General features: G+C 42.3%; 18 protein-coding genes, 1 pseudogene and 1 riboswitch. Of the genes and pseudogenes, 10 read left to right on the forward strand and 9 right to left on the reverse strand.

Translation table 11 applies throughout. The features are described from left to right. Positions 1-29 precede the first annotated feature (29 nt). On the forward strand, positions 30-956 hold the full coding sequence (gene citG / locus AB5213_RS03720) for a triphosphoribosyl-dephospho-CoA synthase CitG (RefSeq protein WP_055261285.1): 927 nt from the start codon (positions 30-32) through the stop codon (positions 954-956). A 167-nt stretch (positions 957-1,123) separates the two neighbouring features. Here citG and AB5213_RS03725 read toward each other — a convergent pair whose 3' ends face one another. Continuing rightward, a complete protein-coding gene (locus AB5213_RS03725) occupies positions 1,124-1,810 on the reverse strand; it encodes a response regulator transcription factor (RefSeq protein WP_022220646.1) in 687 nt (228 codons plus the stop codon). 114 nt (positions 1,811-1,924) lie between these two features. Between AB5213_RS03725 and AB5213_RS03730 the strand changes: the two genes are divergently transcribed. The 3 genes and pseudogenes from AB5213_RS03730 to AB5213_RS03740 form a co-directional block, all read left to right on the forward strand. After that, a complete protein-coding gene (locus AB5213_RS03730) occupies positions 1,925-4,072 on the forward strand; it encodes an ATP-binding protein (protein WP_215634076.1) in 2,148 nt (715 codons plus the stop codon). A 182-nt stretch (positions 4,073-4,254) separates the two neighbouring features. Beyond that, positions 4,255-5,592, forward strand: coding sequence for a CitMHS family transporter (locus tag AB5213_RS03735; protein WP_022220644.1), 1,338 nt, complete (start codon positions 4,255-4,257; stop codon positions 5,590-5,592). Between the two features lie 357 nt (positions 5,593-5,949). Beyond that, positions 5,950-6,387 (forward strand): annotated as a pseudogene (locus AB5213_RS03740) (PD-(D/E)XK nuclease family transposase); the annotation flags it as partial. Between the two features lie 137 nt (positions 6,388-6,524). Here AB5213_RS03740 and AB5213_RS03745 read toward each other — a convergent pair. After that, entirely contained in the window at positions 6,525-7,283 is a 759-nt protein-coding gene (locus tag AB5213_RS03745) for a hypothetical protein (RefSeq protein WP_215634077.1), read from the reverse strand. A gap of 200 nt (positions 7,284-7,483) precedes the next feature. Between AB5213_RS03745 and AB5213_RS03750 the strand changes: the two genes are divergently transcribed. Next, on the forward strand, positions 7,484-8,410 hold the full coding sequence (locus tag AB5213_RS03750; RefSeq protein WP_022220641.1) for an alpha/beta hydrolase: 927 nt from the start codon (positions 7,484-7,486) through the stop codon (positions 8,408-8,410). 3 nt (positions 8,411-8,413) lie between these two features. Next, positions 8,414-10,234, forward strand: coding sequence for a DUF6320 domain-containing protein (locus AB5213_RS03755; RefSeq protein ID WP_368276356.1), 1,821 nt, complete (start codon positions 8,414-8,416; stop codon positions 10,232-10,234). Positions 10,235-10,252: 18 nt separating this feature from the next. Here the strand turns inward: AB5213_RS03755 and AB5213_RS03760 are convergent, their stop codons facing one another. Both AB5213_RS03760 and AB5213_RS03765 read right to left on the reverse strand, forming a co-directional pair. Next, positions 10,253-10,615, reverse strand: coding sequence for a helix-turn-helix domain-containing protein (locus AB5213_RS03760; RefSeq protein WP_368276357.1), 363 nt, complete (start codon positions 10,613-10,615; stop codon positions 10,253-10,255). Between the two features lie 144 nt (positions 10,616-10,759). Next, entirely contained in the window at positions 10,760-11,032 is a 273-nt protein-coding gene (locus AB5213_RS03765; RefSeq protein ID WP_252198765.1) for a helix-turn-helix domain-containing protein, read from the reverse strand. A 619-nt stretch (positions 11,033-11,651) separates the two neighbouring features. Between AB5213_RS03765 and AB5213_RS03770 the strand changes: the two genes are divergently transcribed. Continuing rightward, complete coding sequence (locus tag AB5213_RS03770; RefSeq protein WP_179961108.1) at positions 11,652-14,027, forward strand: hypothetical protein; 2,376 nt, start codon at positions 11,652-11,654, stop codon at positions 14,025-14,027. An 89-nt stretch (positions 14,028-14,116) separates the two neighbouring features. Then, complete coding sequence (locus tag AB5213_RS03775) at positions 14,117-14,680, forward strand: hypothetical protein (protein WP_022220825.1); 564 nt, start codon at positions 14,117-14,119, stop codon at positions 14,678-14,680. Between the two features lie 57 nt (positions 14,681-14,737). On the opposite strand, the gene AB5213_RS03780 is transcribed toward AB5213_RS03775, so the two are convergent. The 3 genes from AB5213_RS03780 to pflB all read right to left on the reverse strand — a co-directional run bounded on the left by AB5213_RS03780 (position 14,738) and on the right by pflB (position 19,126). Then, positions 14,738-15,811: a Xaa-Pro peptidase family protein gene (locus tag AB5213_RS03780; RefSeq protein WP_022220826.1), complete on the reverse strand. Its 1,074-nt coding sequence runs from the start codon at positions 15,809-15,811 to the stop codon at positions 14,738-14,740. Between the two features lie 137 nt (positions 15,812-15,948). Further along, the gene (gene pflA, locus AB5213_RS03785) at positions 15,949-16,692 is read right to left on the reverse strand and encodes a pyruvate formate-lyase-activating protein (RefSeq protein WP_008371941.1); all 744 of its coding nucleotides are present in this window, start codon (positions 16,690-16,692) and stop codon (positions 15,949-15,951) included. Positions 16,693-16,873: 181 nt separating this feature from the next. Further along, positions 16,874-19,126, reverse strand: a complete 2,253-nt coding sequence (gene pflB, locus AB5213_RS03790; protein WP_055157354.1) for a formate C-acetyltransferase — start codon at positions 19,124-19,126, stop codon at positions 16,874-16,876. Positions 19,127-19,336: 210 nt separating this feature from the next. Beyond that, a riboswitch (ZMP/ZTP riboswitch) is annotated at positions 19,337-19,422 on the reverse strand. A 262-nt stretch (positions 19,423-19,684) separates the two neighbouring features. Between pflB and AB5213_RS03795 the strand changes: the two genes are divergently transcribed. After that, complete coding sequence (locus AB5213_RS03795; RefSeq protein ID WP_055296819.1) at positions 19,685-20,866, forward strand: acetyl-CoA C-acetyltransferase; 1,182 nt, start codon at positions 19,685-19,687, stop codon at positions 20,864-20,866. 349 nt (positions 20,867-21,215) lie between these two features. On the opposite strand, the gene buk is transcribed toward AB5213_RS03795, so the two are convergent. Beyond that, positions 21,216-22,286, reverse strand: coding sequence for a butyrate kinase (buk, locus tag AB5213_RS03800; RefSeq protein WP_173686724.1), 1,071 nt, complete (start codon positions 22,284-22,286; stop codon positions 21,216-21,218). 13 nt (positions 22,287-22,299) lie between these two features. Continuing rightward, a complete protein-coding gene (gene ptb / locus AB5213_RS03805; RefSeq protein WP_368276358.1) occupies positions 22,300-23,211 on the reverse strand; it encodes a phosphate butyryltransferase in 912 nt (303 codons plus the stop codon). Between the two features lie 342 nt (positions 23,212-23,553). Between ptb and AB5213_RS03810 the strand changes: the two genes are divergently transcribed. After that, positions 23,554-24,735 carry an acetyl-CoA C-acetyltransferase gene (locus AB5213_RS03810; RefSeq protein ID WP_022220768.1) on the forward strand — a complete coding sequence of 394 codons (1,182 nt, stop codon included), beginning with the start codon at positions 23,554-23,556 and terminating at the stop codon, positions 24,733-24,735. The last annotated feature ends 21 nt before the right edge of the window (positions 24,736-24,756 follow it).

A 24,756-nucleotide genomic window follows, 5' to 3' on the forward strand; every position in this document is an offset into this window, starting at 1 on the left:
TTGGCAATTGGATATAAAAGGAGAACTGTATGGGAAAGAACCAGGCAGTAGAGAAAGCAGAATACTTTGCAGAATCGATTGGCCGGATGGCGTATCAGGCGCTGCTTGAGGAAGTCTATACGGTTCCCAAACCGGGGCTTGTAGATCCGTATTCCTGTGGTGCCCACACTGATATGGATGTGCAGACCTTTGAAAGAAGTGCAGAGGCGTTGTATCCGTGGTTTGTTAGAATGGCATACCAGGGATATCAGCTGACCTGTACGCCGGAAGATCTTTTCCGTGAAATCCGTAAGACCGGAATGCTTGCGGAGGAAGCCATGTATCGGGCAACCGGACATGTGAATACACATAAAGGGATGATCTTTACCCTTGGAATATTCAGTGCGGCAGCGGGAAGATGTATCCAGGAAGACGGAACGGTTACTTTACAATCCATCCTTCGGATGGAGCAGAAGATGACTGCCAGGATCTTAAGAGCCGAAATTGAGATGTTGGGAAAGGAACCTGCGAAAAGTAACGGTGAGAAAAATCTCGTACAATACGGGACTACAGGGATTCGCGGGGAAGCGCTTGCCGGATACCCATCTGTTTTTCATATTGCGCTTCCGGTACTGGAGGATGGACTTTTGCGGGGAATGAAGTGGAACCGGATCAAATTACAGATCCTTTTTGCACTGATGAGCCGGGTGCAGGATTCCAACATTTTATCGAGAAAGAATCCGTCAGTACTCTATCAGGTACAGATGGAAGCGATGCAGTTTCTGGAGGAAGGCGGAGCCTACTCAGAAGATGCGTTAGACAAACTGATCCGCATGGATGCGGATTATATAAAGCGTGGTATCAGCGCGGGTGGGTGTGCCGATCTACTTGCCACCTCACTGTTTCTTGCGATGCTGTGCAATAAAATTCCAAACGAGAACGGGGCAATCCTGAACCTCTTTCCAGTTGTAAAATAGAGCGTATAATAACTGAGAACGGGAATCAAATTTTCTGCCATGAATATGGACTGCACCAGACTGGTGAGGAATAAAAAAGATGACTTTTCACAAATGAGCGGGTGAAAAGTCATCTTTTTCATTAGGAGAAGATTCCGGATGGAGCCTCTTCTTGATGAAAAGGTCGTTTACGGAACAAAACGGTATCCCAGTCCGCGGATTGTCAGGATATACGCCGGATTCTGTCTGTCGTCCTCGATCTTACCACGAAGCCTGTTGATGTAGACCATGATCGCATTGTCATCAACGGCAACCGTATTGCCCCAGACATGCTCATAGATCATATCCTTGGTGAAAACCTGCTGCGGATTCTTCATAAAAAGCAGAAGAAGTGCAGACTCCTTGGAAGAAAGGATAAGTTCTTCGCCATTTTTGTAAAAACGCATGGTTGTGGTATCATAGCTGAATGGACCGCATTCCAGAGTATCGGAATTGTCGAGTACCAGATTCTTGTTGCGGCGGATCAGTGCTTTTACTTTGGCACCAAGTACAAGCGGTCGGAACGGCTTGGTGATATAATCATCCGCTCCAAGTGAAAGCCCGTACAGAGAATCATAGTCTTCATTACGTCCGCTGACGATCATAACCGGAGTACTGATCCCCTGGTTGCGAAGCCGTTTAATGACCTCAAATCCCTCCATATCTCCCAGCATGATATCCATAAGGATCAGGTCAAATGTATGATTTTTCAGGATGGATAGAGCATCCATGCCACAGTTTACTGTTGTTGTTTCCAGCTCATTGCTGTGCATTACCTTTTCCAGCAGCTTACAGATTGCCGGATCATCATCTACGATCAGTATTTTGTCAGCCATTGAGGCAACCTCCCAAAAGTAAAAATTTCAATAAAATTCTATACAACTTATAAAAAACATTATAATATTAGAAAGAAAACAAGTCAATTGATAACAAACCGGGGACGAGAATATATGAAGAAAAACAAAAAGACACTGATTGCTGCGATTCCACTTTTTTTAATCGTAATTCTTGTATTTGCAGGATTTGGTGTCTGGAAAAAGTACAGAGATACTTTGATGCAGAACCAGGAGGAACAGATGCTCCTGACAACCAGAATCCTGAGTGAAAATATGGCGATGTCCGCAGAGGAATATGAGGAAAGTTTAAGCTTTCTTGCGAAAACAGCAGAGAACAGACCGCAGGATGAGGCAAAACAACTGTATCGGGAATTTATAGACACACAGACCAGTTTTATCACGAATCTGTACCTGGAAGACGAACAGGGAAAGCTTTTAGAGTGTGTCAAGGATGTACAGATTGTAAGTTCACAGCTGCTCACTCAAAGCTCGGCAAAGAATAGCATTTATATGGAAAAAGATACAGATGGGAAAATCTATAATGTATATAAGCGTGTTTTGAAGGATGGGAGAAAGATCTGTCTGATGATCGATGCGGAAAAATATTATCAGAAACTGATTTCGGGAATTCACATCGGAACGAATGGATACATTGTAGTCAAAGATGCAGAAGGAACGATCATCATGCATCCGAAGAAAGAACAGTGGGGAATTCCGGTTATTGCAGGAAGGAAGAAAATGTATCCGGATCTGGATTACTCCAGTCTGGAGAAGATGATTGAGGATCAGAAGAAGAGAAAAGAAGGTATTTCTCATTATTATTCGTATTGGTGGACAAATGAAGAACGTCCGAGAGTACAGAAAATCAGTGCATATTCTCCGGTTCAGATCGGAGACAGCTTCTGGGTAGTCAGTGCGGTGATCGACTACGATGATCTGTACGAACCGATAGCTGAAGGTTTCTTGAAAATGGTATGTATTTTTGTTGGTATTTTGTTGGCTGCCGGTATTGCGGTTGTCTTATTTGGCAGAGTGATGCGTGATATGAGAAGAGCTGTGCGGGAGATCAATGATCTGAAAGAACTGAATGAGCAGTTGGAAAAAATGCATCGGAGTGAGCAGAGTATCGCACATCAGCAAAGACTTCAGATCATGGGAACTATGACAGGTGGTATCGCACATGAATTCAATAATTTTCTGACTCCGATCATGGGATATGCAGAGCTTCTGATGATGGAACTTCCGGAAGGATCAGAAGAACAGGATAGTGCAAAAGAAATTTATGAGGCTTCGGAAAAAGCAAAGGATGTAGTGCGCCAGATTTCGTCCCTGAGTCGAAAGAATGTAGAGACCGTTTATAAAAATATTTCGATAAAGAAATTCATGACGCGTGCAGAAAGGATGATGGAATCTGTCTGCACGCCTCTGATCCATATGGAAAGTGAGTTTCGGGTAGATGATGAAATGATCCTTGGAAATGCGACACAGCTGAACCAGGTGCTTTTAAATGTCTGCGTTAATGCGGTGCATGCGATTGGAAAAAATCAAGGAAATATCAGAATATCCTGCCATTCAGAAGAAAAAGAAAAACTGGCTCAGGGAGTGATTGAAAAGCTTTCGGATGTATGGAAAAAGTATATCCATATCCAGGTGAAAGATAATGGGTGTGGAATGGATAAAGAGACGCTGCGTCAGATTTTTGATCCATTTTTTACAACGAAAAAAGGGGGAGAGGGTACCGGACTTGGACTGGCACTTGCGGAGCAGATTATTACTTCACATAAGGGATATATTTATGCAGAGAGCAAAAAAGGAGAAGGAAGTACCTTTCATATCTACCTTCCGGTACTGGATACAGAGCATATGCCACAGATTGTGCAGAATATTCCCAGAAAGGATTATCGGATCGTGGTGGCAGATGACAATGCAAAGGTATTGCAGCTGCTGAAAAAGAATTTTGAGAAGATCGGGATCCAGATTCAGACCTGTATGAAAAGAGAAGAACTGCAAAAATGTCTGGAACAGCAGCAGGCAGATGTGCTGGTAGTAGACGAGACGATGGAGGATTGTAGTGGAGTGGATTTCTGTATGTCGCTTGCAGGCAGATATCCGGACATGCTGAAGCTTATTATTATTGATGGAGTCAGCCGTGAGGTGGCAGAGGCCCGGCAGAAAGGAATCATTGACGGATATGTAGAAAAACCGGTATCGGATACCGCGATTCTTGAGGCAATTCGGAATTGTGCCAGCCAGCCGGTATAAGAAAAAAGACGCAGATATCTGTAAGGTGTAAGATAAGACAAACCCAACCTTAATACTTTTAAAGATTTACCTTAACAAAATGTAAGGAGGAATCTGTAAGAGTGTAAGGTTGGGTTTTTATAATGGAATCATCAAATAAATGGTACGAAAAAGTACCCATACAAAAGGAAGGAGAAAATGCCATGAGTGAAGCAATGCTTGCCTTATTGGGATTTGCAACCATCATTATTGTGATTGCGTTGCTCTTAAGAAATGTAACGGTACCGGCTCTTGCATTTGTCAGTGTATCAACTGTAACAGGTGCGATCCTTGTAGCAACCGGAACATTTACGATTGAAGAAATGGGGGAATTTGTAACAGCTGGTGTAGCCGGAGTACATGGTACTGCAGCACTGTTTATCTTCTCTGTACTTTTCTTTGGAATTATGACAGATGTAGGAATGTTCGACAAGATCATCAATGCATTGATGAAGAAAGTCGGAAGTAATGTAGTCGGTGTTGCCATGATGACCTGTATCATTGCTATGATCGGACATCTGGATGGAGGCGGTGCCTCTACATTCCTGATCACAATTCCGGCAATGCTCCCGGTTTACAAACGTCTGAATATGAGACCGACAACTCTGATGCTCATCTGTGTATCTGCAATGGGTGTAATGAACCTTCTGCCATGGGGCGGACCGACAATGCGTGCGGCTACTGTCCTTGGAATTGAACCAAATGCACTGTGGAAACAGATTATTCCAATGCAGGTTGTAGGTATTTTTATTGCACTTGGAACAGCATTTATCTGGGGAAATATCGAAAAGAAGAGAGGTGCAGGCACTTCTTCAGCAGAAAAGATCGAGTATGGCGGAATTGAAGATGAAGCCGTAACAGATGATGAAAAGAATGAGCTTGCAAGACCGAAACTCTTTGTATTCAATGTAATCGTAACACTGGTAGTGATCGTAAACCTGGTTCTTGCAAAGGTACCGTCTTACTATATCTTTATGGTAGGATGTGCAGTAGCACTTTTTGTAAACTACCCGGGTGCAAAAATGCAGGGTAAGATCATTAAATCTCATGCAGGACCGGCACTTACCATGGCATCTACGATTCTTTGTGCAGGTGTATTCCTTGGAGTGATGCAGCAAACAGAGATCATGACTCATATGGCTAATGTACTTGCAAACGTAGTTCCACAGTCTATGGGAAGATTTTTACCGCTTATCGTAGGTCTGGTATCTGTACCGCTTACATTGATGTTTGATACCGATTCCTTCTTCTTCGGAATGCTTCCGGTACTGATCGGAATCGGAAACGAATTCGGTGTAAATCCGGCACATATCGCCATTGCAATGGTTGTTTGCCGTAACTGTGCAACTTTCATCAGCCCGGTTGTTCCTGCTACTTTCCTTGGAACCGGTCTTGCCGGTGTGGAGATCAAAGACCACATCAAGAACAGTTTCTTCTGGATCTGGGGTGTAAGTATTATCTGTCTGATTTCAGGTTTAATTCTTGGAGTTATCAAATTCTAGTTAGATAAATAAAAAGATCCTGTATTTCATGTGATTTGTACATGGAGTACGGGATTTTTTTGGATATGCATATAAAATGGTCTGATGATTGAAATGCAACGAAAGTGCTCGAAAATGTTATGCAGGGTATAAGATTTCAGGAAAATGTGATAGAGTTATTTTACTTCGATTTATTTCTAAAATCGAAAAAGTATCTAATTAACCATAATCAGAAGGTATCTCATTTTCGGTGCTCAATTTTCGAGTAAACTCCCGACAATGAACAAAGCAAAAGAAAATATAGAAGTATGGGAGTTTGCCTTTACAAAGGATGACAGTATGTTAAAATATTTATAGTAGAAAAGTCAGAATGAAACTGGGATCATCCAGTGGATGCGATTTATGAGCGGAAAGAACAGAAAGGATTTTGCAAAGATGGCAGAGCAAAATGAATATATTAAAGAAGCTTATGAATGTCTGGAGAAGATGAGTGCAGATGAAAGAAAAAGAAGAGAATACGAAGAAAGACAAAAAATTTTGTGGGATCATAATTCGTTTATGAAAAGTGCAAAAATAATTGGGATGCGAGAAGGACGTGAAGAAGGGCGTAAAGAAGGGTACAGGGAAGCATTAGTTTCAATTGTTATAAAAAAATTGCAAAAAGGGATGTCAGCAGAGGAAATTGCAGATTTTCTGGAAGAGGATGTCTTGACGATACAGAGAATCTATGATATTGCCAATACCTATGCACCGGAATATGATATAGAAAAAATAGTACAAAAGTTGGAAAACACATCAGGAATGAAACAAAAGTAAGAAAAGAGTAAGTCAAATCAGATAGATGAGTGATTTGACTTACTCTTTTTTTCGCATGTAATTAGTTGTTGTTCACTTATAAAGCAAAACACCATATGAGGATGCCCTAAGGCATATGCCTTAGTATGAGGAATGTTTTACTTCAAAACTTTCCGCAAAATACAAGTAATAATTCCCACCACGCAGAATGGAAAATATGCCGGGTAAAGAGAACCAAATACCAGGATGCCGCCCCGGATACCGGTAAACAGTTCGACATCCGCAGGAATTGCATTTGCCGCAAGGCTGAACAGGTAGGAAAGAATATATACCAGAACAAAATAGGTAAGCCCTCGTCCGGTTCCGTGCCGGATGCCACTTAATGTGAAAAAGAACGTAGACAGCATCCAGATTAGCATAACCCCTCCGACAGCCAGGTATGCAACCAGTGTAAGATCGGGAGTGGAGCTCAGTGTCTTGATATCGCCATAATTAGACATCTGGTTCCAGAACGAGAAAAAGGTAATCGCCAAGATGACGGCGGACATCAGTACCGGTGCCGGGCGAAGGATGAAAGTGGTCAGTTTCTCAGCGGCAGTACTTCCGGTGCGGGCAATATTCCGGATTGGATCAGCCAGTTCTTCAGAAGAGGAATCGTGACGTCTGCGGGAATTTCTCCGTTCTGTCCGTCTGGCTGGTCTTTGGCGGTCATAATAAGAATCCTCTTCTTCATAATCATCGTCATAATCAGGAGCAAGCCTGTCTGTTTCATCGTAGTAGTCGTCAGTTTCATAATCGTTAAGGTAGTCTGTGTCGTCATAATCATCCTGCCCCACAGGGATCGACGGGAGATCGCCTGTATAAGTTACTTCAAAGTTGTCATCAAAATAGTCGTCTATATTTTTTTTATTATTCATAAAACAAATACACCCTCCTTGTGCATAAGTGTATGGTAACTGTTTTGACAGTCTGTGTCAAATAAATAATGAGATGATTGTGAAATCTGAAAAATTAAAAATGGGTTAATGTAGCAAAGATGGAAAGAGAAAGAGTGGTAGGGGACATCATTCTATGGTAGAATAAATCTGTATGAAAAAATAAATGAGGACAGAAAAATATGGCAATCAATATAGCAACAAAAGCAATCCTGAAAATCCTGTCTTTTGGAGGGATTGATGTAGAAGTATCAAGGCAGCTTGCGGATCTGAAAAGACTGGATCCGATGAAAATTTTTTATAAAAAAATGGATCTGCAGGTATATAACGGCGATTATGAAGTTCCGATCCGGGTATTTTTCCCGGATGAAGCATCGTGTCTGGAAAAAGATCAGATCAAGGGACGAAAGATCATGCTTTTCCTTCACGGAGGAGGATGGGCGACTGAGCATGTGGAAAATTATGAGAGAGTATGTTCCCGGATGGCACAGGCGACGGGGCAGACTGTAGCAGCAGTAGAATACCGCCTGGCGCCGGAGCACAAGTTCCCGACCGGGCTTATGGACTGTTATACCGTGGCAAGAGCATTGTATACGCATCCAGATACAAAGCCGGAGGATATTACTCTGATTGGAGACAGTGCAGGTGGCAATCTGGCAGCTGCATTGTCCATTATGGCACGGGACCGTGGCGAATTTATGCCAAAGAGACAAATTCTGATCTATCCGGCAGTCAATAATGATTATTCAGAGAAGAGTCTGTTCTCTTCTGTAAGGGAGAACGGGCAGGATTATCTTCTGACGGCAGGCAAATTAAAAGATTATATCAATCTTTATGCAGGTTCGGAAGAGGACAAGTTAAATCCATATTTTGCACCGATTCTGGAGAAAGATCTGTCAGGACAGCCGGATACACTGATCCTGACGTCAGAATTTGATCCGCTCCGGGATGAGGGAGAAGCGTATGGAAGACGTCTTGCAGAGGCAGGTAACCGGGTGGAAGTACACCGGATCAAGGATGCACTTCACGGATATTTTGCACTGGGAATCCGGAGTCTGCATGTACAGGAAAGTTTTGAATATATCAATCATTTTCTGGAGGGGGAATAGAAAATGCCGCAGACAAATGTAAAGCACTGGAGAAGGCTGGACAATGCAGCGAAGCTTTTTCCGGCGGCGAGCAGTAAAAGGGATACCCGTGTATTCCGGTTCTACTGTGAATTGAAAGAGGATATACAGCAGGAGATCCTGCAGAAGGCGGTAGACAGGACACTGGAAAAATATCCGATCTTTCTGTCCGTGCTGCGAAAGGGACTGTTCTGGCATTATCTGGAACAGAGTAATAAAAGACCGGTTGTAAGAGAAGAGTATAAGGAGCCGTGCAGCAGCCTTTATATCCGTGATAAGAGAGATCTGCTTTTTGAAGTGACTTATTACAAAAAGAGAATCAATTTTGAGGTCTTTCATGTGCTGACGGACGGAACCGGTGCCAGTGAATTTGTACGGGAGCTGGTGAAAAATTATCTGTATCTGGCACATCATGAGGATGGACTGGAGGATGTGGTTCTGTCAGAGTATTCGGAGAGCCTTTTCGATCAGGAAGCAGATGGATTTGAAAGATATTATTCCCGCCAGGCAGACCGCAAAAAGGAGAAAAAACCGGCAGCGCATCAGCTTCGCGGAAACCGGCGTGAGCTTGGAAGCCTGCAGACGACAGAGGCAGAAATTCCGGTCGAAGAACTGAGGCATCAGGCAAAGACTTATGGTGTATCGATGACGGTATTTCTGACTGCGGTATATCTGTGTGCGATTCACCGGACAATGACAAGACGGCAGGAAATCAAGCCGGTTGTACTGATGGTTCCGGTAAATCTGCGTAATTTCTTTCCGACCAATACAATGCTCAATTTCTTCAACTGGATCGAACCGGGATATCATTTTCAGGGTGGAAAAGAAGAGTTCAAAGATGTTGTGCAAAAAGTAAATGCATGCTTTAAAGAAGAACTGACAGCGGAAAAGATGGAGAAGCGGATGAACGATTACTTCGCCTTGCAGGTGCATCCAATCCTGAAATTTGCGCCGCTGGAACTGAAAAATGTCTGTATCAATATCGGGGCGAGGACGGCAGAAAGTGATGTGACCGCTATTTTTTCCAACATGGGAATCATCCGGATGCCGGAAAGCTATGAGACGTATATCAGGTATTTTGGTGTTTATACAAGTACGCCGAAAGTAGAGCTTTGTATGTGTTCCTTACGGGATAAGATTTATCTGGGATTTACGTCCAGATATGACTGTGATGCGATCAAGGACAACTTTTTCCAGATTCTGAAAGAGCAGGAAGTAAAGCCTGAGATCCTTGAAGTGGAGTATCCGGAAAGTGTGATGACAGAAGCGAAAGGAATGCAGATTTTCAAAATATTTACATTTCTTTGCATGATCGCGATTGTGGCGGCACTGGGAGTGGATTATAGCATTGATACGAATTTCCATCTGTCACTGTTTGTGTGCGGCGGTGCGTTCAGTATGTGGTTGGCGCTCGCAGTCGGTTTCTTCAAGCGGTACAATCTGCTGAAGAATGCCATGTGGCAGCTGATCATTGTGACAGTCGGCTGTATTATCTGGGACTGGCTGACCGGCTGGCATGGCTGGTCGATTGACTTTGTGCTTCCGGGAGTCAGTGGCTTGATTATGATTTCGATGCTGATCATATCGAGGGTGTATTACCGTCAGGCGAAGGACTATCTGGTGTACTTTGTGATGGCGGCGCTTTACGGAATGATCTTACCATTTATCTTTTTGCTGACTGGTAAGGTACGAATTGTATTTCCGTCTGTGATTTCAATTGGGATGGGCGTGCTGATGCTGATCGGACTGGTGCTTTTCAAGGGAAAAGAAATGCGTCAGGAAATGGAAAAGAATTTACATGTATAAATCGGTGGTGCCGCAAAATTATCTGGATTGATGATTTTGCGGCACCATATTTTTTGCATTTAAATATCTGACGAGTGCGGTGATCTGGATCAGAAGTTCTTCCTGATGCTTTGCATCGAGTTCTTTAAATAAAGAAAGAACTTGGAATTCAAAACGAAGCAAAGAAACAGAAGGATCCGGTTCACCAATTTCCAAAGCTTCATCTGCAGAGATGCCATACAGATTGGCAAGGGTTGCGAAAGTGGAGAGATCCGGCTCGGCAACGTTATTCTCATAACCGGACAGAGATTTTCTGTGGATACCGGTCAATTCCATCACTTGTTTCTGGGTATATTCTTTATTTTCACGGGCGTTTTTCAGAATTTTACCAAAATCTTTCATGAAAATGTTCCCCCTTCAAACATAGTATAAGTTCATTATAAATGGTCAGAGCAGGAAAAAGCAATAACAATTTATTTTGATTTTTTATCGAGATAGTCTGCGAGAGATTGAAACTGAATCAAAAGCTCTTCCTGGTGGCTGGTGTCAAATTTTTGGAAAAGAGTAAGCATTTTTCGTTCGCAGCGCGAAAGGGAAAAATGCGAGGGGGGGGATAGAAGTCTTAATTCCTAATACTTCATCCACAGAAAGTTGATATAAGCGGAGTAATCTGGCAAATGTGTCAAGATCTGGTTCAGCTACACTGTTCTCATAGCCGGACAGAGTCTTGCGGTTGATACCGGTCAGTTCCATTACTTTCTTCTGAGTATAAAAATTATCTTCACGTGCTGTCCGGAGAATTTCTCCAATATGTTCCATGAGCAGGTCTTCCTTTCTAAGAGTTCTTATATAGTATAAGCGAAATCTGTATATGTTATTACCTATTATAATGGAAATTGATGTTAGGAAGTGGAAAGTCTTAAAAAAGGTACTTTTAATAATAAAAATCTTAAAAAATAAGACTAAAGGGTATTGGTGCGAAGTTTTTCGACAGGTTTCGATAAATAATAAAATACATGACAAAAATATTAAAAAAGCTAGAAAAGAGTGGGTTTGATAATGAAACAATTAACGGTTCGTCAAAGTGAACAAAAACGGAGGATGTTTATGAGAAAAAACACAGAAAGTCTTAGAATTAAGACACAATCGATTGACATCTTAAAAACTAAGACGTATACTAACACTGTATGAATATGCCGCAATGTGAAAACTAGATAATAGACACAAGAGGAGATATTGGCGGTATAACCTCTCGGAAATGAAGTCAAAGTCAGAAGTCATTTGGCGAAAATAATTGTCTCTACGCGTTGGGTGGCTTTTGAAATAGTAGAAACTTTTTTTACAGGCAGGAAAATAGTTTCTGCGAAAATTTGAATAAAAAGGGGGGACATACGAGAGAGACTTATACTCAAAATTAAGAAAGGATGGAAAAAAGGTTATGAAAAAGAGTATGAGAAAAATCCTTGTTGCATGCCTTACATTAGCGATGTTAATGGTTAATTCATTAAGTGTTTTCGCTAGTGATGTATATGGGGATTTTAGCGTTAAGTTTGTATTCCATGACGTTGATAACGGTGATGCAGTTGTCGGTGATCCACAGTACATGGTAGTAAATGGTAAAGAAGGAGTGGCACAGGATGTAGATATTAGTTCTATTATGCCATCAGGATATGAAGTAGATGGTAAATATACAGAATCTACAACAGTATCTGTTGCTCCATACCTTGACGGTGCTTCAAAAGATGTTTATGTGAAAAAGGTTCAGCAGACTGTAACTACATTATATTTAAAATTTGTACTTAAGGATGGAACAGTGGTTGATTCTCAGACGTTAACATCAACAGCAGTAGGTGATGGATGGACATTCATGCTTGGGCAGGATTATCAGCTTCCAGAAGGCTATCAGCTTGCAACAGGATTAGATTATGAGCAGAACACTAACATTCAGCTTCCATGTGGAGCAACGACTTCATCTGAAATTGTTGTAGAACCAATCAACGGTACAGTAGATCCAGTTGATCCTGCAAAAGAAACTGTATTAAATATCACATTTGAAACAGTTGATGGAACAAAAGTTGGAGAAACGACTGCCAAGACTGGAGCAACAGGAGCAGGGGATGAGTCATGGTACTTCACATTAGGAACAGATTTCCAGCTTCCGGAAGGCTACAAACTTGCAGAAGGTGTAGATCAGGTTACAGTTATCCCAGTTGTGTTTGGAACAATTGGCGGTCACACGATGCTTGTAGAACCAATTAAGAGTGATGTTACACCAAAAGAAACTGTATTAAATATCACATTTGAAACAGTTGATGGAGAAGTTGTTGGAGAAACAACAGCATCCACAACAGCAGTAGGTGGAGAAGGTGAAGCATGGACATTCATGCTTGGCGAAGACTTCCAGCTTCCGGAAGGTTATAAACTTGCAGAAGGTGTAGATCAGGTTACAAACATTCCGATTCCGTTTGGTGCAATGGGCGGACATACAATTATTGTAGAACCAATTAATGATACAGTAGATCCAGTTGAACCGGCAAAGGAAACAGTATTAACTGTAACATTTGAAACAGTTGATGGAGAAGTAGTTGGTACAACAACAGCAAAAACAACAGCAGTAGGTGGAGAAGGTGAAGCATGGACATTCATGCTTGGAGAAGATTTCCAGCTTCCGGAAGGTTATAAACTTGCAGAAGGTGTAGATCAGGTAACCAACATTGAAGTACCATTTGGTTCAACAGGTGGATTTACAATGCTTGTAGAGGCAATTCCTTCTGAAGTAAAAGAGACAGTATTAAATGTAACATTCGAAACAGTTGATGGAGAAGTAGTTGATACAACAACAGCAAAAACAACAGCAACAGGTGGAGAAGGCGAAGCATGGACATTCATGCTTGGAGAAGATTTCCAGCTTCCGGAAGGCTATCAGCTTGCAGAAGGTGTAGATCAGGTAACAAATATCCAGGTTCCATTCGGAGCAACAGCTGGACATACTATGATCGTAGAAGCAGTTCCTTCAGAAACCGTAGAGACAGTATTAAATGTAACATTTGAAACAATCTATGGAGAAAAAGTTGGAGAAACAACAGCATCCACAACAGCAGTAGGTGGAGAAGGCGAAGCATGGACATTCATGCTTGGAACAGACTTCCAGCTTCCGGAAGGTTACCAGCTTGCAACAGGTGTTGACCAGGTAACAAACATCCAGATTCCGTTTGGAGCAATTGGTGGACACACAATGATCGTAGAACCGATCCCAGCAGAAACAGTAGGAACAGTTTTAACTATCACATTTGAAACAGTTGATGGAGAAGTTGTTGATACTAAGACTGTATCCACAACAGCAGTAGGTGGAGAAGGCGAAGCATGGACATTCATGCTTGGAGAAGACTTCCAGCTTCCAGAAGGCTATCAGCTTGCAGAAGGTGTAGATCAGGTAACAAACATTCAGGTTCCATTTGGAGCAACTGGTGGACATACAATGATCGTAGAAAAGATTCAGTCTGTAGACCCAGTTGATCCAGTTGATCCAGTTGATCCAGTAGATCCAGTTGAGCCAACAGATCCGACTGAGCCGACAACACCAGATGATACTAAAAAAGATGACAACAAAGCTGATGACAAAAATAACAGCAAAGTTGACAACACAAAAGCAGATAAAACAGCAAACAAAGCTAAAAAAGCTGAGAAGAAAGCAGAAAATGCAGAAACACCTCAGACAGGAGATTCAGCTCATGTAGTAATGAACATTCTTGTAATGGCTATTTGTGCAGCTGCAATTGTTACTGTAATTTGCAGAAAAAGACACGTTCGTTAATAAGAACAGTCTTAAGTAAAATAAGGTAATACTTAATTGCCAGAGGTGTCGGAAAAGATGCTTCTGGCAATTATATTAAGGAAAAGAAAATGAAAAAAAGATTAATAATAGGTGCAGTAATTTGTTTAAGTATCATGACCATTTTTGGCTGCGGAAGTAAAAAAAGTGAAAAAAAAGACAAAAAATTCGAAATAACAATCAATAATGATACGAAAAGTTTTTATGATAAAATTGAAAAAACAGATAAAGAAATTCCAGATGATTCAAAACAAAAAATAGAAGAAGGAATTCAAAACTGGGCTAAAGCAACTATAGGAATTGATGATAGCTTTTCCGATGATACAAAAAAAGTAACAGATGAAAAGTTATATGAAATTATTACATCAGATAAAGAAAGAGAAAAAATAAAGCAGCAGAGGGAAGAATTTTATAAAGATAGTAAAATTCAGACAGATAATATTACAGTAGAAATTAAAAAAGCAAGTGAAGCTTTATATAATGAAAGAACTATTGGGTATGTGGAAGCTAAAGTAACAGTAGAAGGAAAAAGAAATGATGATTCATTTACTAATAAATACGATTTGGTATTATTAATGGATTATCAGGAAGATGTAGCGTCTGTCTATGAAGTTGTTGATATTAAAACAGAGTAAAAAGAAAGAAACGCAGTGTGGATATTCAAACTGCGTTTCTTTTTGTCATATACTTAATTACCCAACAATCCGGTATTTCTTTTCTACCTTATTCAGAACTTCATGTCCATCCTCTGTTACCAGAACGAGGTCTTCTATACGGACGCCGTACTTGCCTTCAATATAGATACCAGGCTCGATGGAGAAGATCATACCAGGTTCAGCCACATTTTTATTGATCGGGCTGACATCGCCATATTCATGGTCTTCCTGTCCGATGAAGTGTCCAAGGCGGATCTTCCAGTATTCGCTGTAGCCTTTTTCGTCGATGTAGTCTCTTGCCTGTGCATCAATATCACAGAAACGTGCTCCCGGCTTGATCGCAGCTTCTGCCTTTTCGACAGCAGTGCGGACAATATCATGAATGTTAGCCTGCTCATCATCTACGCTCTTGCAGTAGAAAGTTCTTGTCATATCTGAACAATATCCATGCCATACGCAGCCCATATCGATCAGGATACATTCACCGGCTTTTAAGGTTCTTGTCTCACTTGGTGTATGATGCTGGTCAGCTGCATTCGCACCGAAACATACGATGGTATCAAAGCTTACACCACTCGCACCTTCTTTGAGGTATTCTGCATCGATAAAATCAGCAATCTGCTTTTCGGTCATACCTTCTTTGATATAAGCAGCAGCTCGTTCCATTACCAGATCATTGATTTCTGTAGAATGTTTCATGATTTCAATTTCTTCGGCATTCTTTACTGCGCGGACACCATCTACACAGTCAGATCCCCATACGGTCTTCAGCTCAGGGCAGCGCTCCTGAAGCGGAATAAGAAAACGTGCCGGAAATACTTTATCGATACCGAGTACGCCTTTGGTGTCGATATGCCTGGTCAGAACACCAATCTGATCGTCCATATCGCTGAACCATACTTCTTCAAAACCTGTATTGGAAACATAATACAGATAGTTCAGGAAAATCGTGTGCTTTCCGCTTGTACGAAGCAACAGGGCATATAATCTTTCCCCAGGATTTACCGTGATGCCTGTTAAGAAGCGGATGCTGAGTGGATCAGATACAAGTAACTGATCGATTCCTTTTTTTCTCATTTTTTCCAATACGCGTTCCATTCTTTCGTTCATTGCTATAATGCTCCTCTCTTAAATACACTACACCAATCATAGCACATTACAGGTAAAATATGAAGAGAAAGCTGTCATCTATTTTTTTAAAATGTGTCTTATGCGTTGCTGGTCACAGGTACTGTGAACAGTAACTTTTACGAACAGTGCAGGATCTTCTTTGCATTTTCCACACGTTCTCTCGAAGGTGGATTGATCCCTTCGAGGGGATAATCAAGTCCCAGCTCTTTCCATTTGTAGGCACCAAGTGTGTGATAAGGCAGGATTTCTACTCTTTCTACATTATCAAGTGTCTGGATAAAATCATTTAACCGGTTTAAGTATTCATCATAGTCGCTGCGCTCCGGTACGAGTACATGGCGGATCCAGACAGGTTTTTTGATATCGGAGAGAAAGCGGATCATATCCAGAATGTTTTTATTTGTTTTTCCGGTCAGCTCTTTGTGAGATTTTTCATCGATATGCTTGATATCAACAAGAAGAAGATCGGTATACTGCATCAGCTCCTGGAATTTGGAGAAAAATGGTTCTTCTCTGGTAAAAGGACCGCCTGCAGTATCAATCGTTGTGTGAATACCTTTTGCCTTTGCTTTTTTGAAAAGATCCAACAGAAAATCAATCTGAAGGAGAGGTTCTCCGCCACTTACTGTGATTCCACCGCCATTTTTCCAGTAAGTGCGGTAACGCAGAGCCTGCGCAAGAAGCTCATCGGCACTGCGCCAGGTGGCGCCGTTTTTATCTGTCATATTCCAGGTGTCAGGGTTATGGCAGAACTGACATCTCAGTGGACATCCCTGAACAAATATAATAAAACGTACCCCAGGTCCGTCAACAGAACCAAAGCTTTCTGTAGAGTGAATAAGTCCTTTGATTTGAGTCATATGAAAATCTCCTTTTTCATTGTGTGATTGGAAAACTGCGGATCAGGCAGAGTCTTTTAAATGCCTTAGTATGCAGGAAAAGCTGCCAGCAGCATCTCTGTATGTACCGAAAGTCATGCATTTTAAAATGCATGACTTCCAGCATAACGATATGTTTGGCAAAAGAGTGTAAGTTCGGTAATTACATACGATCGTGGCAGGTTCTTGCGATCACATCGAGCTGCTGTTCGCGTGTAAGGTCGATGAACTTAACCGCATATCCTGATACACGGATCGTAAAGTTTGCGTATTCTTCTTTTTCCGGATGTTCCATAGCGTCAAGAAGTTTTTCTGTTCCGAATACGTTGACGTTCAGATGGTGAGCACCCTGAGAGAAGTATCCGTCCATAACATTTACCAGGTTGTTAATGCGTTCCTCCGGAGTATGTCCGATTGCATCCGGGTTGATGGTCTGGGTGTTAGAGATTCCGTCAAGTGCCCATTCGTAAGGCAGCTTGGCAACGGAGTTCAAGGAAGCAAGAAGTCCGTTCTGTTCTGCACCGTAGCTTGGGTTTGCTCCAGGTGAAAGCGGTGCGCCTGCTTTTCTTCCGTCCGGAAGAGCACCGGTAGCTTTTCCATATACAACGTTTGAGGTAATGGTAAGGATAGAAGTTGTCGGTTCGGATTCACGGTAGGTGTGATGCTTTTTCAGTTTCTTCATAAATGTCTGAAGAAGCCATACTGCGATATCATCTGCGCGGTCATCATCATTTCCGTATTTCGGGAAATCACCGGTTGTCTCGAAATCTACAACGAGTCCGTTTTCGTCACGGATTGTTTTCACTTTTGCATATTTGATCGCACTTAAGGAGTCAACTACATGAGAGAATCCTGCGATACCTGTTGCAAATGTACGACGTACATCGGTATCGATCAGTGCCATCTGAGATGCTTCATAGTAGTATTTGTCATGCATGTACTGGATCAGGTTCAGTACGTTTACATACAGTCCAGCGAGCCACTCCATCATCTTGTCGTATTTAGCCATTACTTCATCATAATCAAGGTATTCAGAAGTGATCGGTGTGTAAGCCGGTCCTACCTGATCTTTTGACTTGCAGTCGACACCACCGTTGATCGCGTAAAGAAGGCATTTTGCAAGGTTTGCTCTTGCTCCGAAAAACTGCATTTCTTTACCTGTCTGTGTTGCAGATACGCAGCAGCAGATAGAATAGTCATCGCCCCATACCGGACGCATTGCATCATCATTTTCATACTGGATAGAACTTGTTTCAATAGAAATATGTGAAGCGTAGTCCTTGAAGTTCTTCGGAAGACGTTCTGTGTAAAGTACAGTCAGGTTCGGTTCCGGAGAAGGTCCCATGTTTTCCAGGGTATGCAGGAAACGGTAGTCTGTCTTTGTTACCATAGAACGTCCGTCCTGTCCCATTCCGCCGACTTCCAGTGTAGCCCAAACCGGGTCACCAGAGAAGAGCTGGTTGTAAGATGGGATACGTGCGAACTTAACCATACGGAATTTCATTGTCATATGGTCAACTAATTCCTGAGCTTCTTCTTCGGTAAGGATTCCTGCTTCCATATCTCTCTTGATGTAGATATCAAGGAAGGTAGATACACGTCCGACACTCATGGCAGCTCCGTTCTGAGTCTTGATTGCTGCAAGGTATCCGAAGTACAGCCACTGGAATGCTTCTTTTGCATTTTTTGCTGGCTCGGAAATGTCGAATCCGTAGATAGCAGCCATTTCTTTCATACCCTTGAGGGCACGGATCTGTTCTGCAAGTTCTTCTCGCTGACGGATGACATTGTCACGCATGGATCCGTATCCGCAGTTTGCGAGATCGTCCTGCTTCATAGCGATCAGAAGATCGATGCCGTAAAGAGCAACACGACGGTAGTCACCGACGATACGTCCACGTCCGTAAGTATCCGGAAGCCCTGTAAGGATCTTATTGTGACGTGCTTTTTTCATTTCCGGAGTATAGGCATCAAATACTGCCTGGTTATGTGTTTTATGATAATCTGTAAAGATTTTATGAAATTTCGGGTTTGGTTCATATCCGTAAGTTTTGCATGCTTCCTCAGCCATTTTGATTCCACCGAACGGCATAAATGCACGTTTTAAAGGTTTGTCAGTCTGAAGACCCACAACCTGTTCTTTATCTTTCAGTTCTTCGCAGATATAACCTGGACCGTAAGCGGTAAGAGAAGATACCACTTCTGTTTCCATATCCAGAACGCCGCCTTTTGCACGTTCTTCTTTCTGGAGTTCCTGAAGCTTGCCCCAGAGCTGGTTTGTTGCTTCGGTCGGGTCTGCAAGGAATGAAGAATCTCCCTCGTAAGGTGTGTAGTTGTTCTGGATAAAATCACGAACGTTGATTTCTTCTTTCCAGAGTCTTCCTTCAAATCCCTGCCATTGTTCTTTCTGCATCATTTGGTTATTCCTCCTTCTTGTGGGTGAGCCATAGTACCTATGACCCGGTTATTATACACTGTGTTGCTGCGGTTTATGCCCGGAAAGTTCTGGCAAATTCCAGACATATGAAAAGGTTCAGCTAGAAGAACCGATGGATGTTTACGCCTTTTATATAGCCCGGATTTATGATAATCTTATAAAAATGCGTAAAAAAAGCCGGCATCTGAGCTGAATCGCCCAGACGGTCGGCTAAATAATCAAATCCTCATATTTCCCTGTGGTTCATTCCACTTCCGTCAGTCATATGAGCAACTTTAATTTAACAAATTGCTATATAAATGTCAATGACAAAATTGTTTTTTTGAAAAAAACATAATAATGATGTGAGTGTCAATAAGTATAAACACCGAGAAAAGCTTAACATTTATCAAGAAATCTCTCAATCGAATTGAGGCATGTACCTGGAATAGAACATAAAAAATGTTAAAAAAATATCAAGCATCTATTGAATTCTGTTTTTTAGAGGATTATAATAAAAACATCAGGTGATTTACAAAATAAAGGAGGATTTTTATCATGGCAAGAAAAGTTGTTTTAGCAGGAGCATGTCGTACAGCAATCGGTGTAATGGGCGGACAGTTTGCAAATACATCGGCTGTAGAACTTGGAACGATCGTAATCAAAGAAGCTCTCAAAAGAGCGGGCGTTTCTCCGGATCAGGTTGACGAAGTGTATATGGGAAATGTTATCCAGGCTGGCAACGGACAGAACCCGGCACGTCAGGCAGCTGTATATGCAGGAATCCCGAATGAAGTACCGGCAACAACTATCAACGTACTTTGTGGATCCGGTCTTCACTGTGTAAACCTTGCAGCGAAGCTGATCGCAGCTGGAGATGCAGATATCATCGTTGCAGGTGGTATGGAAAATATGACAATGGCTCCGTACATGTTGAGAAACGGACGTTATGGATATCGTATGGGAAATGCGACAATCGAAGATGCTATGATCAAGGATGGTCTGACCGATGCATTCCATAATTATCACATGGGAATCACAGCAGAAAATATCTGCGAACAGTGGGGACTTACAAGAGAAGAACTGGATGAATTTGCAGCATGGTCTCAGAACAAATGTGAAAAAGCAATGGCAGAAGGTAAATTTAAAGACGAGATTGTTCCGGTCGAAGTGAAGAAGAAAAAAGAAACGATTCTTGTTGATACAGATGAAGGCCCTCGTAAAGGAATCACAAAAGAAGGTCTTGCAAGACTTCGCCCGGCATTCAAGAAAGACGGTATGGTTACAGCAGGTAACGCATCCGGAATCAATGATGGTGCAGCTGCACTTATCGTTATGAGCGAAGAAAAAGCAAAAGAGCTTGGCGTAACACCTATGGCAACATGGATCGGCGGAGAACTCGCAGGATGTGATCCGGCAATCATGGGAATCGGACCGGTTTATTCAACACGTAAGGTTATGAAGAAGCTGGGAATGGAGATCGGAGATTTCGATCTGATCGAAGCAAATGAAGCATTTGCAGCACAGTCAGTAGCAGTTGGAAAGGATCTTGGATTTGATCTTAGCAAACTGAATGTCAATGGTGGAGCAATTGCTCTCGGACATCCGGTTGGATGCTCAGGTGCGAGAATCCTTGTAAGTCTGCTGTATGAGATGCAGAAAGAAGATGTACATACAGGTCTTGCAACACTTTGTGTTGGTGGCGGAATGGGATGCTCTGCTGTAGTTAAAAGAGATTAGGGATAGAAAAAAAAGGGTGGATACTTTTTAAGTGTCTGCCTTTTTTGAATGATTTAGGTTGTGTTGACAAATTGGGCAAAAGATAATGCGTCTATTCTAGTTGTGCAAACCATTCCGATGAACCCCCTAAAGCGAAAATCGTGTTCAGCAGAGGCTTCCACGATTTTTGGGTTTCATCTCCATTGCACAAAAGACGAATAGACGCAATATCTTTTGCCCAATTTGTCCCTCGAAGCTATTGACATTATTAAATAAAAGCGTAGTAACTAAAAAAGTCTGGCGAGGTGTGCCAGACTTTTTTCTACGATGAGATATATGCGTTTTGCATGTTTTAGGGCTTTGAAAAAAATTAATATACCAGAGGTTTTTCTTCGCCGTTTAATACACGAAGAGCGCCTTGGGCGAGAGCGAGGAGTTCGTCTTCTCCTGGGTAGACGGTGATTGGGGCGATGAATCCGACTTTTTCCTTGATCTCGGATGTTACATAATCGCTGTATGCGATACCGCCGGTGAGAAGGATCTGGTCTACTTTGCCGTTAAGTACGGCTGCCATGGCGCCGACTTCTTTGGCAACCTGGTAAGTGAATGCGTGGAATACACCGGCTGCTTCTTCGTCACCCTTTTCAAAGGCACGTTCTGCAACGTCGCGCATGTTGTTGGTTCCAAGGTATCCGTTGAGACCGCCTTTCCCGTTGATCTTTTTATATACTTCATCCTGTGTGTACTGACCGGAGAAACACATTTTTACGAGTGCGCCTGCCGGTACACCGCCGGAACGTTCCGGTGAGAAAGGTCCGTCTCCGTCAAGCGTGTTGTTGACATCGACAACTTTGCCATTTTTATGAGCACCGACAGATACACCGCCGCCCATATGTACAACGACCAGGTTCAGGGAGTCATAAGATACACTCTGTTCTTTGGCGTAGCGTTTGGCAACTGCTTTCTGGTTCAGTGCGTGGAAGATACTGATACGCGGAAGTTCCGGGATTCCGGAATATCTTGCAACAGGTTCCATCTCATCGACAACAACCGGGTCAACAATGTAAGAAGGAACTCCGATCTCATCACCGATTTCGCGGGCAAGGATGCCTCCAAGGTTCGATGCATGCTGTCCTTGCACACCTGCTTTTAAGTCAGCAAGAAGTGCGTCAGATACTGGATAGGTTCCACCTGGGATCGGTTTTAAAAGTCCGCCTCGTCCTACTACAACATTCAGAGATTTGATGTCGAAGCTGTTCTTTGCGAGAATATCTACGATCAGTTCTTTACGGAAATCTTTCTGGTCAACGATGGTTGCATATTTTGCAATCTCTTCGGTGGAATGACGGAGTGTTTCTTCGAATAACAAAGTTTCGTCTTCGTACACACCGATCTTGGTAGAAGTAGATCCCGGGTTGATTACTAAAATTTTATAGCTCATAAAAAGATCCTCCTTAGTCTGTGATCGATCCTGCGATTACGGTCGCAAGAGCGATAGAATTCAGTTTTGTCTGGAAATCATCAGAACGTGATGTAAGTACAACCGGAGCGCTTGTTCCGACAAGTACGTTACCGATCTTGACCTTTGCAGTGCGGACAAGAATCTTATATGTGATATTTCCTGCATCGATATTCGGGAAGAGGAGAATATCAGCATGTCCGGCTACTGGATTAGTCACACCTTTGTGAACAGCTGCTTCCGGATCGATCGCAAGATCCATGGAAAGTGGTCCGTAGATCTGGCATCCTTTGAAATCGCCACTCTCGTACATCTTGGTGAGATTATCGGCATCGACTGTTGGCTGCATCTTTGGATTCACTGTTTCAACTGCACACAGAGGAGCAACCTTCGGGCATTCGATGCCACATGCATGTGCGACTTCTACTGCATTGTTGATGATATTGACTTTATCTGCAAGGGTTGGATATGTATTGAAAGCTACGTCTGTGAAGAACAGAAGACGGTTAATGCCTTCAATCTCAAATACGCATACATGAGACAGCATCTTTCCGGTACGAAGTCCGACTTCTTTATTCAATACGCTCTTTAAGAATGTCTTTGTTTCAAGCAATCCTTTTAAAAGGATATCAGCTTTGCCGTTGTGTACAAGCTCAACAGCCTTTAATGCAGCTGCTTCGGTAACAGGCTCATTGATGATTTCGAAATCTGTCAGATCCATATCAATAGAAGCGGCAATCTCGCGGATCTTGGCTTCATCACCGACAAGGATGGCTGTTGCGATATTTTGCTCTTTTGCAGCTTTGACAGCCTGCAGTACCGGCTCATCCTGTGCGTTGGAAACAGAGACTTTCTTTAAGGTTTTTTGATTTGCTTTTGAGATTAATTCTTCAAAACTTTTGCTCATTTTCACACCTTCTCATTCATAATTTAATTATAGTATTCTGGTTGAATAATTTTTAACAATCTTAAGTGTAGCACCATATCTGGGAAAGGTCAATATAAAAGTGGTGTGTTGGAAATGACGAATAATGCAGATGTATTGTGAAAAAATGTTGGTGAAAATGTTAAAAGAAAATTAAATGATAAAAAATGATTGATAAATATTTGACAGAACGGGAAATGGGTAGTATATTAAAAAAAGAGGACAAAAAAGTCCCTTGCGAAAATCTTAAAAACGGAAAGTAAAACAGTATATATCTAATAAGAAGTGATACTTACCATTAAGATGTAAAAGGAGGAAAAAGTGATGGCAAAGAAAATCGTGTTAGCAGGTGCGTGTCGTACAGCAATCGGAAGTATGGGTGGAGCTCTTTCTACAACTCCGGCACCGGAATTAGGATCTATCGTTATCAAAGAAGCTTTAAATAGAGCAGGTGTTGCTCCGGAACAGGTTGATCATGTATATATGGGTTGTGTAATCCAGGCAGGTCTTGGACAGAACGTTGCACGTCAGGCTTCTTTAAAAGCAGGTCTTCCGGTCGAGACACCGGCAGTTACGGTTAACGTTGTTTGCGGATCCGGACTTAACTGTGTGAACATGGCTGCACAGATGATCCAGGCAGGAGATGCTGATATCGTTGTAGCAGGCGGTATGGAAAATATGTCTATGGCTCCATATGCACTGAAAAACGCACGTTATGGATACAGAATGGGTAATGCACCGATGATCGATACAATGGTAAATGACGCACTTTGGGATGCATTCAATGACTATCACATGGGAATCACTGCTGAGAATGTAGCAGAACAGTGGGGACTCACAAGAGAACAGCTTGATGAATTTGCAGCAGCAAGCCAGCAGAAAGCCTGCGCAGCAATCGAAGCAGGAAAATTCAAAGATGAGATTGTTCCTGTAGAAGTGAAGAAGAAAAAAGAAACCATCGTAGTTGATACAGATGAAGGACCGCGTCCGGGAACAACAGCAGAAGGAATCGCAAGACTTCGTCCGGCATTCAAAAAAGATGGTATTGTAACAGCAGCAAATGCTTCCAGCATCAATGACGGAGCAGCAGCAATCGTTGTTATGAGTGAAGAAAAAGCAAAAGAGCTCGGCGTTACACCGATGGCAACATGGGTAGCAGGAGCACTCGGCGGAGTAGATCCATCTATCATGGGTGTTGGACCGGTTGCAGCTACGAATAAAGTAATGGCTAAGACAGGGCTTTCTGTAGATGATATGGATCTGATCGAAGCAAACGAAGCTTTCGCAGCACAGTCACTTGCAGTAGCACATGATCTGAAATTCGACATGGATAAAGTAAATGTAAACGGTGGAGCAATTGCTCTCGGACATCCAGTAGGAGCTTCAGGATGCCGTATCCTTGTTACACTTCTTCATGAGATGCAGAAACGTGATGCAAAGAAAGGTCTTGCAACACTTTGTATCGGTGGCGGAATGGGATGCGCTACAATCGTAGAACGTGATTAATAAACCAGATCAAAAGGAGAT

The organism is Coprococcus sp. RTP21204st1_G4_RTP21204_210225 (assembly GCF_040915385.1).
Taxonomy (GTDB): Bacteria; Bacillota; Clostridia; order Lachnospirales; family Lachnospiraceae; genus Allocoprococcus; species Allocoprococcus comes.

Bases quoted from the DNA above. Each gene is read 5' to 3' on its own strand.
- citG (WP_055261285.1), top strand. From the start codon at position 30: ATGGGAAAGAACCAGGCAGTAGAGAAAGCAGAATACTTTGCAGAATCG.
- AB5213_RS03775 (WP_022220825.1), top strand. From the start codon at position 14,117: ATGAAAAAAAGATTAATAATAGGTGCAGTAATTTGTTTAAGTATCATG.
- AB5213_RS03770 (WP_179961108.1), top strand. From the start codon at position 11,652: ATGAAAAAGAGTATGAGAAAAATCCTTGTTGCATGCCTTACATTAGCG.
- AB5213_RS03725 (WP_022220646.1), bottom strand. From the start codon at position 1,810: ATGGCTGACAAAATACTGATCGTAGATGATGATCCGGCAATCTGTAAG.
- AB5213_RS03760 (WP_368276357.1), bottom strand. From the start codon at position 10,615: ATGAAAGATTTTGGTAAAATTCTGAAAAACGCCCGTGAAAATAAAGAA.
- AB5213_RS03745 (WP_215634077.1), bottom strand. From the start codon at position 7,283: ATGAATAATAAAAAAAATATAGACGACTATTTTGATGACAACTTTGAA.
- ptb (WP_368276358.1), bottom strand. From the start codon at position 23,211: ATGAGCAAAAGTTTTGAAGAATTAATCTCAAAAGCAAATCAAAAAACC.
- AB5213_RS03730 (WP_215634076.1), top strand. From the start codon at position 1,925: ATGAAGAAAAACAAAAAGACACTGATTGCTGCGATTCCACTTTTTTTA.
- pflB (WP_055157354.1), bottom strand. From the start codon at position 19,126: ATGATGCAGAAAGAACAATGGCAGGGATTTGAAGGAAGACTCTGGAAA.
- AB5213_RS03755 (WP_368276356.1), top strand. From the start codon at position 8,414: ATGCCGCAGACAAATGTAAAGCACTGGAGAAGGCTGGACAATGCAGCG.
- AB5213_RS03765 (WP_252198765.1), bottom strand. From the start codon at position 11,032: ATGGAACATATTGGAGAAATTCTCCGGACAGCACGTGAAGATAATTTT.
- pflA (WP_008371941.1), bottom strand. From the start codon at position 16,692: ATGACTCAAATCAAAGGACTTATTCACTCTACAGAAAGCTTTGGTTCT.
- AB5213_RS03795 (WP_055296819.1), top strand. From the start codon at position 19,685: ATGGCAAGAAAAGTTGTTTTAGCAGGAGCATGTCGTACAGCAATCGGT.
- AB5213_RS03750 (WP_022220641.1), top strand. From the start codon at position 7,484: ATGGCAATCAATATAGCAACAAAAGCAATCCTGAAAATCCTGTCTTTT.
- AB5213_RS03735 (WP_022220644.1), top strand. From the start codon at position 4,255: ATGAGTGAAGCAATGCTTGCCTTATTGGGATTTGCAACCATCATTATT.
- AB5213_RS03780 (WP_022220826.1), bottom strand. From the start codon at position 15,811: ATGAACGAAAGAATGGAACGCGTATTGGAAAAAATGAGAAAAAAAGGA.
- AB5213_RS03810 (WP_022220768.1), top strand. From the start codon at position 23,554: ATGGCAAAGAAAATCGTGTTAGCAGGTGCGTGTCGTACAGCAATCGGA.
- buk (WP_173686724.1), bottom strand. From the start codon at position 22,286: ATGAGCTATAAAATTTTAGTAATCAACCCGGGATCTACTTCTACCAAG.